Source organism: Streptomyces sp. NPDC050264, from assembly GCF_040655895.1.
In the GTDB taxonomy this organism is placed as follows: Bacteria; Actinomycetota; Actinomycetes; order Streptomycetales; family Streptomycetaceae; genus Streptomyces.
Genome location: NZ_JBFAKV010000010.1, coordinates 54,228 through 70,390, shown reverse-complemented (window position 1 = coordinate 70,390; position 16,163 = coordinate 54,228). Strand labels below are relative to the sequence as shown.

General features: G+C 72.0%; 16 protein-coding genes. 13 read left to right on the top strand and 3 right to left on the bottom strand.

Features of this window, described 5'->3' with window-relative positions; all coding sequences use genetic code 11:
- Positions 1 to 81 precede the first annotated feature (81 nt).
- From AB0J02_RS19555 to AB0J02_RS19535, 5 genes are read left to right on the top strand one after another with little or no spacing between them, the layout of a single operon-like run.
- Positions 82 to 1,440 carry a glutamine synthetase family protein gene (locus AB0J02_RS19555; RefSeq protein ID WP_363194952.1) on the top strand — a complete coding sequence of 453 codons (1,359 nt, stop codon included), beginning with the start codon at positions 82 to 84 and terminating at the stop codon, positions 1,438 to 1,440.
- A gap of 11 nt (positions 1,441 to 1,451) precedes the next feature.
- Positions 1,452 to 2,855, top strand: a complete 1,404-nt coding sequence (locus AB0J02_RS19550; protein ID WP_363194951.1) for an aldehyde dehydrogenase family protein — start codon at positions 1,452 to 1,454, stop codon at positions 2,853 to 2,855.
- A gap of 7 nt (positions 2,856 to 2,862) precedes the next feature.
- Positions 2,863 to 3,645, top strand: coding sequence for a 3-oxoacyl-ACP reductase (locus AB0J02_RS19545; RefSeq protein ID WP_363194950.1), 783 nt, complete (start codon positions 2,863 to 2,865; stop codon positions 3,643 to 3,645).
- A 55-nt stretch (positions 3,646 to 3,700) separates the two neighbouring features.
- The gene (locus AB0J02_RS19540) at positions 3,701 to 4,990 is read left to right on the top strand and encodes a haloacid dehalogenase-like hydrolase (protein WP_363194949.1); all 1,290 of its coding nucleotides are present in this window, start codon (positions 3,701 to 3,703) and stop codon (positions 4,988 to 4,990) included.
- A gap of 37 nt (positions 4,991 to 5,027) precedes the next feature.
- On the top strand, positions 5,028 to 5,930 hold the full coding sequence (locus tag AB0J02_RS19535) for a DUF2510 domain-containing protein (RefSeq protein WP_363194948.1): 903 nt from the start codon (positions 5,028 to 5,030) through the stop codon (positions 5,928 to 5,930).
- A 6-nt stretch (positions 5,931 to 5,936) separates the two neighbouring features.
- Here AB0J02_RS19535 and AB0J02_RS19530 read toward each other — a convergent pair whose 3' ends face one another.
- Complete coding sequence (locus AB0J02_RS19530; RefSeq protein ID WP_363194947.1) at positions 5,937 to 7,139, bottom strand: amino acid deaminase/aldolase; 1,203 nt, start codon at positions 7,137 to 7,139, stop codon at positions 5,937 to 5,939.
- Positions 7,140 to 7,632: 493 nt separating this feature from the next.
- Here AB0J02_RS19530 and AB0J02_RS19525 point away from each other — a divergent pair, with 493 nt between their 5' ends.
- Together AB0J02_RS19525 and mycP are read left to right on the top strand one after the other, a co-directional pair.
- Positions 7,633 to 8,637 (top strand): hypothetical protein, encoded by a 1,005-nt coding sequence (locus AB0J02_RS19525; protein WP_363194946.1) that lies wholly within the window; start codon positions 7,633 to 7,635, stop codon positions 8,635 to 8,637.
- Entirely contained in the window at positions 8,634 to 9,794 is a 1,161-nt protein-coding gene (mycP, locus tag AB0J02_RS19520) for a type VII secretion-associated serine protease mycosin (protein WP_363194945.1), read from the top strand. Before AB0J02_RS19525 ends, mycP begins: the two co-directional genes overlap by 4 nt.
- Here the strand turns inward: mycP and AB0J02_RS19515 are convergent.
- The gene (locus AB0J02_RS19515; protein ID WP_363194944.1) at positions 9,778 to 10,710 is read right to left on the bottom strand and encodes a serine hydrolase; all 933 of its coding nucleotides are present in this window, start codon (positions 10,708 to 10,710) and stop codon (positions 9,778 to 9,780) included. The two genes, mycP and AB0J02_RS19515, sit on opposite strands and share 17 nt — an antisense overlap.
- 96 nt (positions 10,711 to 10,806) lie before the next feature.
- Between AB0J02_RS19515 and AB0J02_RS19510 the strand changes: the two genes are divergently transcribed.
- A complete protein-coding gene (locus AB0J02_RS19510) occupies positions 10,807 to 11,544 on the top strand; it encodes an SseB family protein (RefSeq protein ID WP_363194943.1) in 738 nt (245 codons plus the stop codon).
- Here the strand turns inward: AB0J02_RS19510 and AB0J02_RS19505 are convergent.
- Entirely contained in the window at positions 11,541 to 11,921 is a 381-nt protein-coding gene (locus tag AB0J02_RS19505) for a DUF1844 domain-containing protein (RefSeq protein ID WP_363194942.1), read from the bottom strand. The two genes, AB0J02_RS19510 and AB0J02_RS19505, sit on opposite strands and share 4 nt — an antisense overlap.
- Positions 11,922 to 12,292: 371 nt before the next feature.
- On the opposite strand from AB0J02_RS19505, the gene infC reads away from it, so the two are divergent.
- The 5 genes from infC to AB0J02_RS19480 all read left to right on the top strand — a co-directional run bounded on the left by infC (position 12,293) and on the right by AB0J02_RS19480 (position 15,992).
- Complete coding sequence (gene infC / locus AB0J02_RS19500; RefSeq protein ID WP_363195185.1) at positions 12,293 to 13,009, top strand: translation initiation factor IF-3; 717 nt, start codon at positions 12,293 to 12,295, stop codon at positions 13,007 to 13,009.
- A gap of 122 nt (positions 13,010 to 13,131) precedes the next feature.
- Positions 13,132 to 13,326 carry a 50S ribosomal protein L35 gene (gene rpmI / locus AB0J02_RS19495; protein ID WP_007829094.1) on the top strand — a complete coding sequence of 65 codons (195 nt, stop codon included), beginning with the start codon at positions 13,132 to 13,134 and terminating at the stop codon, positions 13,324 to 13,326.
- Positions 13,327 to 13,424: 98 nt separating this feature from the next.
- Positions 13,425 to 13,811, top strand: a complete 387-nt coding sequence (gene rplT, locus AB0J02_RS19490) for a 50S ribosomal protein L20 (RefSeq protein WP_006350245.1) — start codon at positions 13,425 to 13,427, stop codon at positions 13,809 to 13,811.
- A gap of 105 nt (positions 13,812 to 13,916) precedes the next feature.
- Complete coding sequence (locus AB0J02_RS19485; RefSeq protein WP_363194941.1) at positions 13,917 to 14,741, top strand: RNA methyltransferase; 825 nt, start codon at positions 13,917 to 13,919, stop codon at positions 14,739 to 14,741.
- Positions 14,742 to 14,873: 132 nt separating this feature from the next.
- Positions 14,874 to 15,992, top strand: coding sequence for an ATP-binding protein (locus AB0J02_RS19480; protein WP_363194940.1), 1,119 nt, complete (start codon positions 14,874 to 14,876; stop codon positions 15,990 to 15,992).
- Positions 15,993 to 16,163 lie beyond the last annotated feature (171 nt).

Genomic DNA, 16,163 nt, shown 5'->3' with positions numbered 1-16,163 from the left:
TTCCCAACCAAAGGTTCCCGGCAATACCTTATGGCTCTCGGCCGACCCAAGGGACCCCCGGGCCCCAAGGAGGTTTTTCCCGTGGCAGACCGCACACCCCCGCTCGCCGTGGAGGAGCTGCACGCTCTCGTCGCGGGCGGCGAGATCGACACTGTCGTCCTGGCCTTCCCCGATATGCAAGGGCGGCTTCAGGGCAAGCGGTTCGCCGCCAGGTTCTTCCTCGACGAGGTACTGGAGCACGGCACCGAGGGCTGCAACTACCTGCTCGCCGTCGACGCCGAGATGAACACCGTCGAGGGGTACGCGATGTCCTCCTGGGACCGCGGCTACGGCGACTTCGCGATGCGCCCCGACCTGTCCACCCTGCGCCGCGTCCCGTGGAACGCGGGCACGGCGATGCTGATCGCCGACCTCGCCTGGGAGGACGGCTCGCCCGTCGTCGCCGCGCCCCGGCAGATCCTGCGCCGTCAGCTCGACCGGCTCGCCGACAGCGGGCTGAGCGCCCAGGTCGGCACCGAGCTGGAGTTCATCGTCTTCAAGGACACCTACGAGCAGGCCTGGGACGCGAACTACCGGGGCCTGACCCCGGCCAATCAGTACAACATCGACTACTCCGTCCTCGGCACCGGACGCATCGAGCCCCTCCTGCGCCGGATCCGCAACGACATGGCCGTGGCCGGCCTCACCGTCGAGTCCGCCAAGGGCGAGTGCAACCCGGGACAGCACGAGATCGTCTTCCGCTACGACGAGGCCCTCGTCACCTGCGACCAGCACGCCGTCTACAAGACGGGCGCCAAGGAGATCGCCGCGCAGGAAGGCGTCTCGCTCACCTTCATGGCGAAGTACAACGAGCGCGAGGGCAACTCCTGCCACATCCACCTCTCGCTGACCGGCAAGGACGGCACGAACGTGATGGCCGGGCCCGACGGGATGTCCGAGACCATGCGCCACTTCCTCGCCGGACAGCTCGCCGCCCTCCGCGACTTCTCCCTCCTCTACGCCCCGCACATCAACTCCTACAAGCGGTTCCAGCCGGGCTCCTTCGCCCCGACCGCCGTCGCCTGGGGCCACGACAACCGCACCTGCGCCCTGCGCGTCGTCGGCCACGGCCGCTCGCTGCGCTTCGAGAACCGGCTCCCCGGCGGCGACGTCAACCCGCACCTGGCCGTCGCGGGCCTCGTCGCCGCGGGCCTGTACGGCGTCGAGCACAAGCTCGAACTCCCCGACGCCTGCACGGGAAACGCCTACGACGCCGGCTACGAGCAGGTCCCCACCAGCCTGCGCGAAGCCGCCGAACTGTGGGAGAACAGCGCCATCGCCAAGGCCGCCTTCGGGGACGAGGTCGTCGCCCACTACCGCAACATGGCGCGGGTCGAACTCGACGCGTTCGACGCCGCGGTGACCGACTGGGAGCTGCGCCGCTCCTTCGAACGCATGTGAGGACCAACCCGTTGCTCCCGTCACTCGAGGTACTGAACCCGGCGACCGAAGAGGTCGTCGCGACCGTCCCCGCCGCCACGGCCGAGGACATCGACGCCGCCGTCGTACGTGCCGCACACGCCCAGCGCGGCTGGGCGGCAGCCGCCCCCGCCGACCGCGCCCGGCTGCTCCGCCGCTTCGCCGACACTGTCGGCCAACACATCGAAGAATTGGCCCAGTTGGAGGTGCGCGAGGCCGGACACCTCATCGGCAACGCGCGCTGGGAGGCGGGCAACGTACGCGACCTCCTGCTCTACGCGGCCGGCGGCGCCGAACGCCTCAACGGGGCACAGATCCCCGCCCCCGGCGGCTTCAACGTCACCTTCCACGAACCGCTCGGCGTCATCGGCGTCATCGCCCCCTGGAACTTCCCGATGCCGATCGCCGCCTGGGGCACGGCCCCGGCGCTCGCGGCCGGCAACGCCGTCGTCCTCAAGCCTGCCGAGACGACCCCGCTGACGGCGCTGCGGCTCGCCGAACTCGCCCTGGAAGCGGGCCTGCCCGAGGGACTCTTCCAGGTTCTGCCCGGCCAGGGGAGCGTCGCGGGCCGCGCCCTGGTCGACCACCCGGGTATCGCGAAGATCGTCTTCACCGGCTCGACGCGCACCGGCCGCGAGATCATGGAGCGCTGCGCCGCCCGGGTCAAGCCGGTCACCCTCGAACTCGGCGGCAAGAGCCCCAGCATCGTCTTCGCCGACGCCGACCTGCCGAAGGCCCTCGACCCGTTCTCGTTCCTCGACAACTCCGGCCAGGACTGCTGTGCCCGCACCCGCATCCTGGTCCAGGAGTCCGTGTACGAGGAGTGCGCGGCGCTTCTCACGGAGGCGCTCGGCGCCGTCGTCGTAGGCGACCCGCTGGACGAGAAGACGCAGATGGGCCCGCTGATCAGCCGCCATCAGCTGGACCGTGTACGGGACTTCGTGCCGGACACCGCCGTCGGCATCCGGGGCGGCGTTCCCACCGGACCCGGATTCTGGTTCCCGCCGACCGTTCTCACGGGGGAGGCGGCCGACTCCGCCGCGGCCACGGAGGAGATCTTCGGGCCCGTCGCGGTGCTGCTGCCGTTCACCGACGAGCAGGACGCGATCCGCCTCGCGAACGCCACCCCGTACGGTCTCGCGGGTTCGGTCTGGACCCGGGACCTGGGCCGCGCTCTACGGGTGTCGGCGGCCGTCCGCGCCGGGAACCTGTCCGTCAACTCGCACTCCGCCGTGCGCTATTGGACCCCGTTCGGCGGCTACAAGCAGTCGGGCCTGGGCCGCGAGTTGGGCCCCGACGCCCTGACCGCCTTCACCGAGACCAAGAACGTCTTCATCAGCACGGACAGCACGGACAGCACAGACAGCACCGACAGCACCGACAGCACGGAGGCCTGAGCCCCTTATGACCGAAGAGAACATCTGCCGCCGCCTCGTCGGCCGCACCGCCGTCATCACCGGCGCCGGCAGCGGCATCGGCCTCGCCACCGCGCGCCGGCTCGCCTCCGAGGGCGCGCACGTCGTGTGCGGCGACATCGACGAGGCCGCCGGCAAGAAGGCGGCCGAGGCGGTCGGCGGGACGTTCGTGAAGGTGGATGTCACCGACGCCGAGCAGGTCGAGGCGCTCTTCAAGACCGCGTACGACACCTGCGGCAGCGTCGACATCGCCTTCAACAACGCGGGCATCTCACCGCCGGACGACGACTCCATCCTGGACACGGGCCTGGAGGCCTGGAAGCGCGTCCAGGACGTCAACCTGACCTCCGTGTACCTGTGCTGCAAGGCGGCGATCCCGTACATGCGGCGCCAGGGCAAGGGCTCGATCATCAACACGGCGTCGTTCGTGGCACGGATGGGCGCGGCCACGTCGCAGATCTCGTACACCGCCTCCAAGGGCGGTGTCCTCGCCATGTCCCGCGAGCTGGGCGTGCAGTTCGCCCGCGAGGGGATCCGGGTCAACGCCCTGTGCCCGGGCCCGGTGAACACCCCGCTCCTGCGGGAACTGTTCGCGAAGGACCCGGAGCGCGCCGCCCGGCGCCTCGTACACATTCCGGTGGGCCGGTTCGCCGAGGCCGAGGAGATCGCGGGGGCCGTCGCCTTCCTCGCCAGCGACGACGCCGCCTTCGTGAACGCCACCGACTTCCTTGTGGACGGTGGGATCTCGGGCGCGTACGTGACACCCCTCTAGACACCTCTGTGGGAACCCTGTGGCGGCGCCGCTCGTGCGTGTACGGTCCACTCACATGCGTAACAGTCATGTTGCCGCGTGGACTTCGGCCGTGGTCACCACCCTGGTGGCCGCGGCTCTCGTCTCCCCTGCGGCCGCCGCCACGTCCGCGTCCCCCGCGCCCGCCGCTTCCCGCGCCTGCCCGCAGCTGTCGAAGAAGCTGCAGTGGTACGGGAAGAACCGGGCCCAGCTCCAGCGCATGATCGACGAACGGGGCAGCTGCGCGGGTCACCGCGGCCCGCGCCCCGTCGCCGCCTTCGACTGGGACAACACCGTCTCCAAGAACGACGTCACCGACGCGACCATCGCCTGGTCCCTCAAGCACGACAAGATCCTGCGCCCCGCGAGCTGGAAGAAGACCAGCAAGTGGCTGACGGACGACGCCGACGAGGCGCTCACCGCGGCCTGCGGCACGGACGTCCCCGTGGGTGCCCCGCTGCCCACCTCCACCGACACCGACTGCACGGACGAGATCTTCAACATCCGTGAGTCCGGCAAGACCATGAGCGGCGCCGCCGCGTTCGCGGGCGACTGGAACCACCGCCGCACCGTGCCCCAGTACGCGTGGGTGCCGCAGCTGTTCGCCGGGCGCACCGTCCCGGAGCTGGAGTCGTACGCGGCCGCCGCCCGCAAGGAGGCCCTCGCCGCGCCTGTCGGCGCCACCCAGAAGCTGGGCACGCACACCATCCCCGGCTACGTCCGCTACTACGACCAGCAGCGCGATCTGATCCGGACGCTCCAGAAGGCCGGCTTCGACGTCTACATCGTGTCCGCCGGGTCCGAGCCGGTGACCGAGGTGTGGTCGCGGGGCGTCGGCATCGACCGCGAGCACACCATCGCGATCCGCTCCGAGCTGGACCGCAAGGGCCGCATCACCACGTACAACCAGGGCTGCGGCGGCGTCCCCGTGAGCCAGGGCGAGGCCATCCCGTACATCGACGGCAAGCGCTGCTGGATCAACCAGGAGATCTTCCACATCAAGGGCAAGGCGGCCTGGAAGAAGCAGAGTTGGGGCAAGCGCATCGCGCTCGGTGGCGGCGACGCCGACACCGACGTGACGTTCGTCGGCGACGCGACGGGCGCCCATCTCGTGCTCAACCGGAACAAGAACGAGATCATGTGCCGCGCCTACGACAACGCCGACGGACGCTGGGTCGCCAACCCGATGTTCATCGAGCCGCTGCCACGCAAGTCCGGCACGTACCCGTGCTCGACGGCCGCCGACAACCTGCCCGGGGGCGGATTCGGACCGCTGCTGAGGGACGACGGTTCGGTCGTGCCGGATCAGGTCGACTCGGTGTACTGACGCGCTACCGATCTCCGGAGCGGCCTACAGTGCCGGGATGAGCATGCCGCCGCCGCCCGGCTGGTACCCGGACCCCCAGGCCCCGGCCACCGAACGCTGGTGGGACGGGACCGCGTGGACCCGGGCCCACAGACCGGTGCCGGTGGCCCTCGCGCGGCCGCCCCGGAAGCCGGGCGGCGGCCGCGGCAGGGCCGTCGCCGTGGCCGCCACGGGGATCGCGCTGGTGGCGGCCATCGTCGCCGGTGTCGTCGTGGTCGTCTCCGGTGACGGGGACGCGGGCGGCACCGAGGCGCGGAACGGGCCCACCGCACGGTCCGGTTCGGCGTCGGCGCCGCCCACCACCAGCGCGGCGCCCTCCCCGACGGAGGACGCCACCCGCGTCACCGATCCGCTCAACGGCATCACGCTGCCCGTCGTCGACGGCTGGCAGAAGGCGGAGAACGTCGCCGACGACGACGTCCTGCTGACCACACCGCGCACCTACACCTGCCCGTACGACGACGGCCTGTGCCGCCACGGCACCGTCGCCACGCACACCGTGACCGGCGTGGCGGCCGGCGCGAGCGTGCGCGGCCTGGCCGCGAAGGACGTCTCCGACGCCGCCGACCTCGCCTACGACACCAACGCCGTCGGGCAGCGGCCGTTCGGCGGCATGACAGCCCACGAGGTCGTCGCCGCGCGGCAGGTCGCGGTCGCCGGGCGCGCGGGCTTCCTCGTGCGCTGGAAGGTCACGACGGCCGAGGGCCCCGGCGGTTACGTGCAGTCCGTGGTGTTCCCGTCCAGCGTCGGCTCCCAGTCCCTCGTCGCCGTGCGCTGCACCCTCGACGCGAGCGACGCGTCCCCGCCGCTCTCCGACTTCGACACGATCGTCAAGGGCATCCGCCCGGTGGGCGCCGCCGGCGGCGGGGGAGTGGGCAGCAGCGTCGGCCCGACCGACTAGCGGTGTCTACAGAAACGTGTAGCCCTCGCCGCGATACGTCGGCACGGCCGCCGTCACCGCGTCGCCCTCCACGAGGTGCAACACCTCGAACCGCTCGCACAGTTCACCGGCCTTCGCGTGCCGGAACCACACCTTGTCCCCGAGGAGCAGATCGTCGGCGGCCGAGCCGAGCAGCGGCGTCTGCACCTCGCCCGGACCCTCCTGCGCGTCGTAGCGCAGCCCCTCCGGCAGATACGGCACCGGCAGCCGGTCCGCGCCCGCGGCGCCCGACGCCGGATACCCGCCGCCCAGCACGGTGACGACCCCGACCCCGGGCCTGCGCACCACAGGCTGGGCGAACAGCGCGGCCGGCCGGCCGCTGAACGACGTGTAGTTGTCGAAGAGCCGCGGCACATAGAGGCCCGACCCGGCCGCGATCTCCGTGACCGCGTCCTCGGCGGCGGTGTGCTGCACACTCCCCGTCCCGCCGCCGTTCACGAACTCCAGGTCCGGCGCCACCGCGCGCACCGCCCGCACCACCTCGCCGCGCCGCACGGCCAGCTCCTTGCGCGCCGCGGCCTGCATCAGCCGGATCGCCCGCGACCGCACCGGACGCCCCGCCAGCGCGTCCCCGACCCCGGCCACATGACCCTCGTACGCCATGATCCCCACGAGCCGGAACCCGGGCCTGCGCGCCACCGCCCGTGCCAGGTCCGCGAGTTGGCCCGGGGTGCGCAGCGGGGAGCGCAGGGCGCCGATCCGGACCCGTCCGCCGAGGAGCTGCCACGACGTGTCGAGCTCCAGGCAGACCCGGATCTCCTCGCGGCCCCCGTCCCTGGCGTCGTCGATCAGCCGCAGCTGCGCCGGATCGTCGATCATCACGGTCACGGCGGCGGCCAGCTTGGGGTCGTGCGCCAGCTCGGCGAAACCGGCCCGGTCCGCGGACGGATACGCGAGGAGCACGTCCTCGAACCCCGACCGCGCCAGCCAGACCGACTCCGCCAGCGTGAATGACATGATCCCGGCGAACCCGTCCCGGGCGAGCACCCGCTCCAGCAGGGCCCGGCACCGCACGGACTTGCTCGCCACCCGGAGCGGCTTCCCGGCGGCACGGCGTACGAGATCGTCGGCGTTCGCGTCGAAGGCGTCCAGATCCACGATCGCCACAGGGGCGTCGAGATGTGCGGTGGCCCGGTCGAAGCGGGCCCGGTCGGCGGCGCGCGGTGTCATGACCGAAGCCTGCCAGAACCGATTACCGCAGGGTAGAGGGACGATCCGGGCAGATCGGTTGAGCCCGTGGACTGATGGGGCCGGTCCATGGGCAGGCCCGTTAGAGTGACGCGCACGCAGGCTGAGGAAACGGGGAGGCATGAGCACGGAAGCCCGACGTGTCCCTCCGCGCCCCACGACGCCACCGCCCCCGGCCGCCCCACCCCGCCCGGCGCACGCGCCCGCGCACGGGGACGACCCGCAACTCCCTCCCACGGCGCCCCCGTTGCCCAAGACCCCACCCCCGCCGGTGCCGTCGTCCCGCTTCCCGGACGCACCACCGCCCAGAGCCGCGAACACCACCGCGGCCCCCACGGGCACGACGGCCCCCCGCGCGACGCCCCTCCCGCCCGAGGCGACGCCCCCCAGGGGCACGGGGAACAGTGCGGCCCCCGCCGACACGGCCGCGGCCCCGCCCGCCGCGCAGGCGCCCCGAGCCATGCCGCTCCCGCCCGTGGCAACCGCGCCCGACCACAGCGCCACCACCCCCTACGACGGCGCCGCCCCGCACCTGAACGAGACCACCACCCGCCTCCGCCCGATACCCCCGGCCCCGCCGATACCGGCACCGACCCCCCGCAGAGCCGCCGGCACCGTCGACCTCACCCCGGTCCCGGGCACCGCCGGCAGGCCCTTCGTCCGGTTCGCGCGCCCCGAGCACTACGACGACAGCACGACCCGGCTGCGCCCCATCGGCGCCCGGCTGCGCCCCCGCGCCGCGGCCGCGGCGGCCTGCCTCGTGCTCGGCCTCGGACTGATAGGCGGCGCCGCGACCGGCACCCTGCTCACCGGTGACGACGGCGACGGCACCCTGAGCGCGCAGGCCGCCTACCGCGACGCCGCCGAACTGTGGCACGGCATCCCCGTCGACCGGCTCTTCCCGCGCACCCTGAACGGCGAGGGGGCAGGACCCGGCGGCGCCGACCGCACCTGGACCCGGATCGGCGTCGCCCCCGACAGCGGCTGCCGGACGGCCTTCGACCCGCTCCTGTACAAGGCGCTGCGCCCCGGCGGCTGCCAGCGCCTGCTGCGGGCCACCTACACCGACGCCACCCAGAGCAACGTCACCACCGTCGGCCTGATGTTCACCAGCGCCGACGCCGAGACGGCCAAGGCGCTGCGCACCCGCTTCACCGAGGACGGCCTCGACCGGCGCCCCGACCTCGTGCCCCGCCCGTACGCCGTGCCGGGCACCGTCGCCGCGGACTTCGACGACCCCCAGCGCGCGTCCTGGTCCATCAACGTCCTGACCGACGCCCCGGTCGTCGTCTACGCGGTCTCCGGGTTCGCCGACGGCCGCACCGTCGCGACACCCGAGCCCGCCGCCGAGGCCATGAAGGCGGGCGCCACCGACGCCGCCGCCCAGGCGGGACTGGGCCACGAGGCCCAGGGCATCGCCGACCGTGTCGAACGAGGCCTGCGCAAGGCCGTCCAGAAGTCCACGGAGCAGCCGTCATGAAGCACCCCCACCGGATCGCCGCCCTCGCGGGCGCCGCGGCTCTCACGCTGCTCCCGTCCGCCGCCGCGCACGCCGACTCGGTCCGCTCCCAGCAGTGGGGCCTGGCGGCCATGCACACCCAGGAGGCCTGGCGCACCACCAAGGGCAAGGGCATCACCGTCGCCGTCCTGGACACGGGCGTCGACGACCAGCACCCCGACCTCGTGGGCAACGTCCTCGAAGGCAAGGACCTCATAGGCTTCGGCGCGGGCCGCGGCGACCGGCCCTGGGCCCGCCACGGCACCGCCATAGCGGGCATCATCGCGGGCCACGGACACGGCACGGACAACGGGGACGGCGTCATCGGCATCGCCCCCGAAGCCACGATCCTCCCCGTCCGCGTGATCCTGGAGGACGGCGACGCGTCCCGCGCCAAGGCCCGCGAGACCCGCGGCAACGCCCTCGCCGACGGCATCCGCTGGGCCGCCGACCACGGCGCCGACGTCATCAACCTCTCCCTCGGCGACGACTCCCCGACCGCCCACGCCGAGGCGGGCGAGGACGAGGCCGTCCAGTACGCGCTGAAGAAGGGCGTCTCCGTCGTCGCCTCCGCGGGCAACGGCGGCAAGAAGGGCGACCACATCTCCTACCCGGCCGCCTACCCCGGCGTCATCACCGCCACCGCCGTCGACGCGGCGGGCAACCGCGCCTACTTCTCCACCCGCCGCTGGTACGCCACCGTCGCCGCACCCGGCCGGAACATCGTCACCGCCGACCCCGACCGCAAGTACTACTCGGCGTGGGGCACCAGCGCCGCCTCCGCGTTCGTCTCGGGCGCCGTCGCCCTGGTCCGCGCCGCGCACCCGGGCCTGAACCCCGCCCAGATCAAGCAGCTCATGGAGGACACCGCCGAGGACCCGCCGACCGGCGGCCGCGACGACTCACGCGGCTACGGCCTGGTCGACCCGGCCGCCGCGATCCGCGCGGGCGGGAAGCTGAAACCGCAGGGCCTGACCTCGGCCGCGTACGGCGAGAAGTACTTCGGCCCCGGCCCGGACGAAGCGGACGACGGAGGACCGGCCGGCTGGGTCGCACCGGTCGCCTACGTCCTCGGCGCGCTGCTGCTCGGCGCGGCCGTCCACCTGTGGCGCGGCCACCGGCTCAGCCGTCGTCGCTGAGCGACGGCACCGCGGCCTTCGCCACGTCCTCCACGAGCGAGATCCCGCCGTCCTTGGTGGCGCTCCCGTTGGAGAGCACGGCCACCAGATACCGCTTGCCGTCCACGCTCACCCGGCCGACGCTGTTGATGTCCCACAGCCCGGTGGTGCTGCGCTGCAGCCACCCGTTCTTCAGCTCGGCGCCTGCCGACCCCGCCGCGGAGACACCCCACGCCTGATCGCTCTCGACGTTCCCCATCAACTCCTGGACGTACGCCTGCGACGCCGTGCTCAGCGCGCTGTCCCCGACCCCGAACACCTGCTTGAGCAGGGTGAGTTGATCGGCGGCCGTGGTCTGCGTGAGCCCCCACAGCGGCCCGTCGCCGCCGCTGGTCCCGGTCAGCCCCAGGCGCTCGTTCGCCGCGTCGAGCCCGTCCGCCGTACCGATGGCGTCCCACAGCGCGGTCGTCGCCGTGTTGTCACTGTTCTCGATCATCGCGGTGGCGTACGCCTTCTCCTGCGCGGTGAGCGCCCGCCCGTCGTCCTGCGCCTGCAACAGCAGCGCGGCCAGCACGTCGACCTTCACGATGCTCGCGGTGTCGTACGTCCCGTCGCCGGACGCGTACGTCGCACTCGTACCGTCCGTCACGTCGAGGACGGCCACCGAGACCTCGCCGTCGTGCCCGTCGGCCGCGCTCCGCACGGCGTCGGCGAGCCGGGCGTCCCGGTCCACGGTCGGTGAGGGAGACGGTGACACGGAACCCCCATCGGCGGCGGCGACCTTCGACACGAGGGCAGTCGCGTCGTGCGCCTGCGCCTTCACGTAGACCGTAGTGCCGGCGGTGGCGGCGAGCAGCACCGCCGAGGCGACGGCCGCGTGGACGAGGGGACGCCGACGACCGGTACGTGCCCGCCGCCGACTGGTTCCGTGGGACATGCGACCGAGGGTGCGGCGCGGTCCTGTGAGGACCATGAGCCGCACCTCTGGGTCCGCTGAGAACCCGGGCCCGTCCCCTCGGTAGGGTCGGTGAACGTGGCGAACAAGAACATTCCCGACCCCGGCTTCTCCGACGACGACGGCACCGCGGACCCGCGCCTCGCCGAGGCGCTGACCGCCTGGTCACAGGACCGCACGGCCCACGGCCCGGTCCTGGAGGCGCTGAAGGACGCCCGTCTGCTGGTCCCGGTCGTCGCGGTCCTGGGCGAAGTGGAGGAGGACGAGAACGGTCTGCGCCGCGAGAAGACGAGTGACATGGCGGTGCCGACGCTCAAGGCCGGCCACCGCACCGCACTGCCGGCCTTCACCTCGACGCGCTCCCTGGCCCTGTGGGACCCCGAGGCCCGCCCGGTCGCCGTCCCGCTGCACCAGGCGCTCCAGGCCGCCGCCCACGAGAAGGCCGACACGGTCGTCCTCGACCTCGCGGGCCCGGTCCCGTACGAGATCACGGGCGCCGCGCTCTACGCCCTCGCCGAGGGCCGCACCACGGCCGACCCGCTGGCCGATCCGGCGGTCACCGGCGCGGTCCGCGCGGCGGTCGCCGCCGAGCCCGCGGTGCGCCGCGCCCACCTGGGCCCCGGCGCGGCGGACGGCGTCCTCGCCCTGGTCATCGACCCCGAGGCCGACCCGGCGGCGACGGCGCGGTCCGTGGCCGGGCGCATCGCCGCCGACGAAACACTGAGGGCCCGCCTGGTGCGCGGCCTCGACCTGGCACTTCTGCCGGCCGGGGCGACGCCACCGGGCGAGCCCTTCTACGTACGGGAAAGTTCCTAGCCGTACACGGCGCCCGTGTACTTCTCGCCCGGGCCCTGCCCCGGCTCGTCCGGCACGATCGACGCCTCGCGGAACGCCAGCTGCAGCGACTTCAGACCGTCGCGCAGCGGCGCCGCGTGGAACGAGCTGATCTCCGTCGCGCTGCCGTCGAGCAGTCCGGCCAGGGCGTGGATCAGCTTGCGGGCCTCGTCGAGGTCCTTGTGGGCGTCGCCCTCCTCGGTGAGGCCCAGCTTCACCGCGGCGGCGCTCATCAGGTTCACCGCGACCGTCACGATGACCTCGACGGCGGGCACCTCGGCGATGTCGCGGGTCAGCGCGTCGTAGTCGGGGGTCTGGGGCGAATCCAGAGAAGGGGCTGCGGGGGTGGCGTCACTCATGCCCCACACGATATGCCGCCCGCGCACCCGGTTGGGCGCACCCCCCAAGTACTGCTAACCTTGTGTAACGACCGGCCGGATACCCACGTCCACGACTGAGTAACCGGCCCACAAGTGGAGGCTCCGATCTCCCACCTGACTGCCCTCGCGGGCGGCGGGTCACCGGTCAGATGGTCCCCATCGTTCCGTACGGACGATGGAACCGTCCGAGTTTGCGCCCCGCGGTCCACCGTGGCGGTGCTCCGGTAGTTCTTTGGAGCCCCGCGTGTGTACCGTCCGGGGCATTTTTCATGTGCCGGCACGGTTGGTAGTCACAGAAAAGTACGCGGCGGTCCGCCAGGCCGTCGTGTGGTGCTAACCGAGGAGGATCCATCAGCGCCGAGCCCCGCATCAACGACCGGATTCGCGTTCCCGAAGTGCGACTTGTCGGTCCAAGCGGCGAGCAGGTCGGGATTGTTCCGCTTGCCAAGGCCCTTGAGCTCGCTCAGGAGTACGACCTCGACCTGGTCGAGGTGGCGGCGACAGCCCGTCCGCCCGTCTGCAAGCTCATGGACTACGGGAAGTTCAAGTACGAGTCGGCCATGAAGGCCCGTGAGGCGCGCAAGAACCAGGCGCACACGGTCATCAAGGAGATGAAGCTCCGGCCGAAGATCGACCCGCACGACTATGACACCAAGAAGGGTCACGTCGTCCGGTTCCTCAAGCAGGGCGACAAGGTCAAGATCACGATCATGTTCCGTGGTCGCGAGCAGTCCCGGCCGGAGCTCGGCTACCGACTGCTGCAGCGTCTCGCGAACGACGTCGAAGACCTCGGGTTCATCGAGTCGAACCCGAAGCAGGACGGCCGAAACATGATCATGGTTCTCGGCCCGCACAAGAAGAAGACCGAGGCGATGGCCGAGGCCCGTGAGGCGCAGGCCGCCCGCAAGGCCGACGCGAAGGCCAACCCGGGACGTTCGCAGAACGCCGCCGAGGAGCTTTCCGAGGACGATGCCGAGGCTCCGGCCGAGGCGTCCGCCGAAGCCCCCGCCGAAGCCCCCGCCGAAGCCCCCGCCGAAGCCCCCGCCGAGGCTCCTGCCGAGGCATGATCCGGCGGCGTACAGCCTGTGCGCCACGGATATCCACTGACACGTATGACGTTCCCCCGCTGCCGGTTCGAGCCACGGCGCGAACCGGCAGGGAACGCCACTGACGAGGAGAGAACGGCGCTATGCCGAAGAACAAGTCGCACAGCGGTGCCAGCAAGCGCTTCAAGGTCACCGGCTCCGGCAAGGTGCTCCGTGAGCGCGCCGGCAAGCGCCACCTGCTCGAGCACAAGTCGTCGCGCCTGACGCGCCGCCTGACCGGCAACGCCGAGATGGCCCCGGGCGACGCCAAGAAGATCAAGAAGCTTCTCGGCAAGTGACGTGCCGGCGCCTCGGCGCCGCGCACGTACCAGACCGGGACCTATTCGAATTCGGGCCGGGTGAGTCCAACCCCGGCCCCGCTACAAGGAGTTAAAAAGTGGCACGCGTCAAGCGCGCGGTAAACGCGCACAAGAAGCGTCGGGCGATCCTCGAGCAGGCCAGCGGCTACCGCGGTCAGCGTTCGCGTCTGTACCGCAAGGCCAAGGAGCAGGTCACCCACTCCCTGGTCTACAACTACAACGACCGCAAGAAGCGCAAGGGCGACTTCCGTCAGCTGTGGATCCAGCGCATCAACGCCGCTGCCCGCCAGAACGGTATGACGTACAACCGCCTCATCCAGGGTCTGAAGGCCGCCAACATCGAGGTGGACCGCAAGATCCTCGCGGAGCTGGCCGTCAACGACGCCAACGCGTTCGCCGCGCTGGTCGAGGTCGCGCAGAAGGCGCTGCCGGCTGACGTCAACGCCCCGAAGGCTGCCGCCTGATTCGCGGGTTGACCTGTACTTCGGACCCGTAGGCCTGTTGGTCTACGGGTCCGAGTGCGTCTGCCCCCGTCCGCCCCTAGGCATGATCATCCCAAGGTGAGTCACATGATCCCCGAACTGATCTCCCCCAAGTCGCCCCGCGTCTCCGCCGCCCGGCGGCTGGCCAAGCGGAACTTCCGGGGGAAGGAGCGGCTGTTTCTCGCCGAGGGGCCACAGGCCGTACGGGAGGCCGCCGCGCACGGGGCGCTCGTCGAGATGTTCGCGACCGTCGAGGCCGCCGAACGCTACGCCGACATCGTCGCGGAGGCGCGCGGCGCCGACGCCCGGGTGCACCTCGCCGACGAGAGCGTCATCGCCGACATCTCCACGACCGTGACCCCGCAGGGACTGGTCGGCATCTGCCGGTTCCTGGACACACCGTTCGAGGAGATCCTCGCGGTACGGCCCAAGCTCGTCGCCGTACTCGCCCACGTGCGGGACCCCGGGAACGCCGGGACCGTGCTGCGCTGCGCCGACGCCGCGGGCGCCGAGGCCGTGGTGCTCACGGACGCCTCCGTCGACCTGTACAACCCCAAGGCCGTACGCGCCTCCGTCGGTTCGCTGTTCCATCTGCCGGTCGCCACGGGCGTCCCCGTCGAGCAGGCCGTCGCCCGGCTCAAGGACATCGGCGTACGCATCCTCGCCGCCGACGGAGCCGGGGACGACGACCTCGACGACGAGCTGGACAAGGGCGCCATGGGCACCCCGACCGCCTGGGTCTTCGGCAACGAGGCGTGGGGGCTTCCCGAGGAGACCCGCGCGCTGGCCGACGCCGTCGTCCGCGTGCCGATCCACGGCAGGGCCGAGAGCCTCAACCTCGCGACGGCCGCCGCCGTATGTCTGTACGCCTCCGCGCGCGCCCAGCGCGCCCCCGGTGGATGCCGCCGCTGACCTGCGCCGGTCCGCGCGCCCGCCCCGCGCGCTCTCTCTGCGTCACCGGTGACTGGTAGTCCGTCACCCACGACTAGTAGGGTGGCGAACTCGGGGCCCACTGTGCCGTTGCGAGAGGTGGGGTACGGGGAGATGACGGTCCGCACCAGCAGGACACCGGGGGTGAGCGGACCCCCTGGGGCGGCCACGCCCGGTCTTGCCGGAGCAGGCCTCCACCCCGACGAACTGCCCGACGGACTCGTCGTCGCCGACGAGAGCGGCCACGTCGTCACGTTCAACGCCGCCGCGCAGCGCATCACCGCCGTCCCCGCCGCCGACGCCCTCGGCGCGCCGCTGGAGCGGGCGCTGCCCCTGGAGGACCTCGAAGGCCGTCGCTGGTGGCAGCTGACCGACCCGTACGGCGGCCTCGCCATCCGCGGCGGACAGCCCGAGCGGAACCTGCTGCTGCCGGGCGGCCGGGAAGTCCTGGTGACCGCGCGCTACGTGCGGACCCGCCCCACCGGACCCGTGCGCAGCGTCGTCGTCCAGATCCGCGACACGGAGGCCCGGCGGCGCACCGAGCGCAGCCACGCCGAGCTGATCGCCACCGTCGCCCACGAGCTGCGCTCCCCGCTGACCTCGGTCAAGGGGTTCACGGCGACCCTGCTCGCCAAGTGGGAGCGGTTCACCGACGAGCAGAAGCGGCTGATGCTGGAGACCGTCGACGCCGACGCGAACCGCGTGACCCGGTTGATCACCGAGCTTCTCGACATCTCACGGATCGACTCGGGCCGGCTCGAACTGCGGCGGCAGCCCGTCGACATCGGCGCCGCCGTCTTCCGGCACATCCAGGCGCACGTCGCCGCAGGTCAGGCGCCCGACCGCTTCCTGCTCCGGGTCGAACAGCCGCTGCCCGACCTGTGGGCCGACCCGGACAAGGTCGACCAGGTGCTGAGCAACCTGCTGGAAAACGCAGTGCGGCACGGCGAGGGAACCGTCACCATTGACGTGGAGCCCTCCACGACGGCCAGGGAATCGACCTCGGTCACCGTCAGCGACGAGGGCCCCGGAATCCCGGAGGAGTCCATGAACCGCGTCTTCACCCGCTTCTGGCGGGGCAGCAAGCGCGGCGGCACCGGGCTCGGCCTGTACATCGTCAAGGGCATCGTCGAGGTCCACGGCGGAACGATCACCGTCGGGCGGGCGCCCGGTGGCGGCGCCCAGTTCCGATTTACGTTGCCCGTGGCGGCGCCGGCGTACCTCAACGCCTGAGCATCGGCCCCACGGGCGCATTCACACACGTCACCCCCGCCAGACGAGTAGATCCGCGCACGCACCAGGCCGATCCGGTCCCGCCCTTCGGGCGAACGACGGGAGCGCGGATCCACTCGTCTAGACTCGTCCTTTGGCACATTGCGTCTCCACGTCAGAGACGGTTCGTCA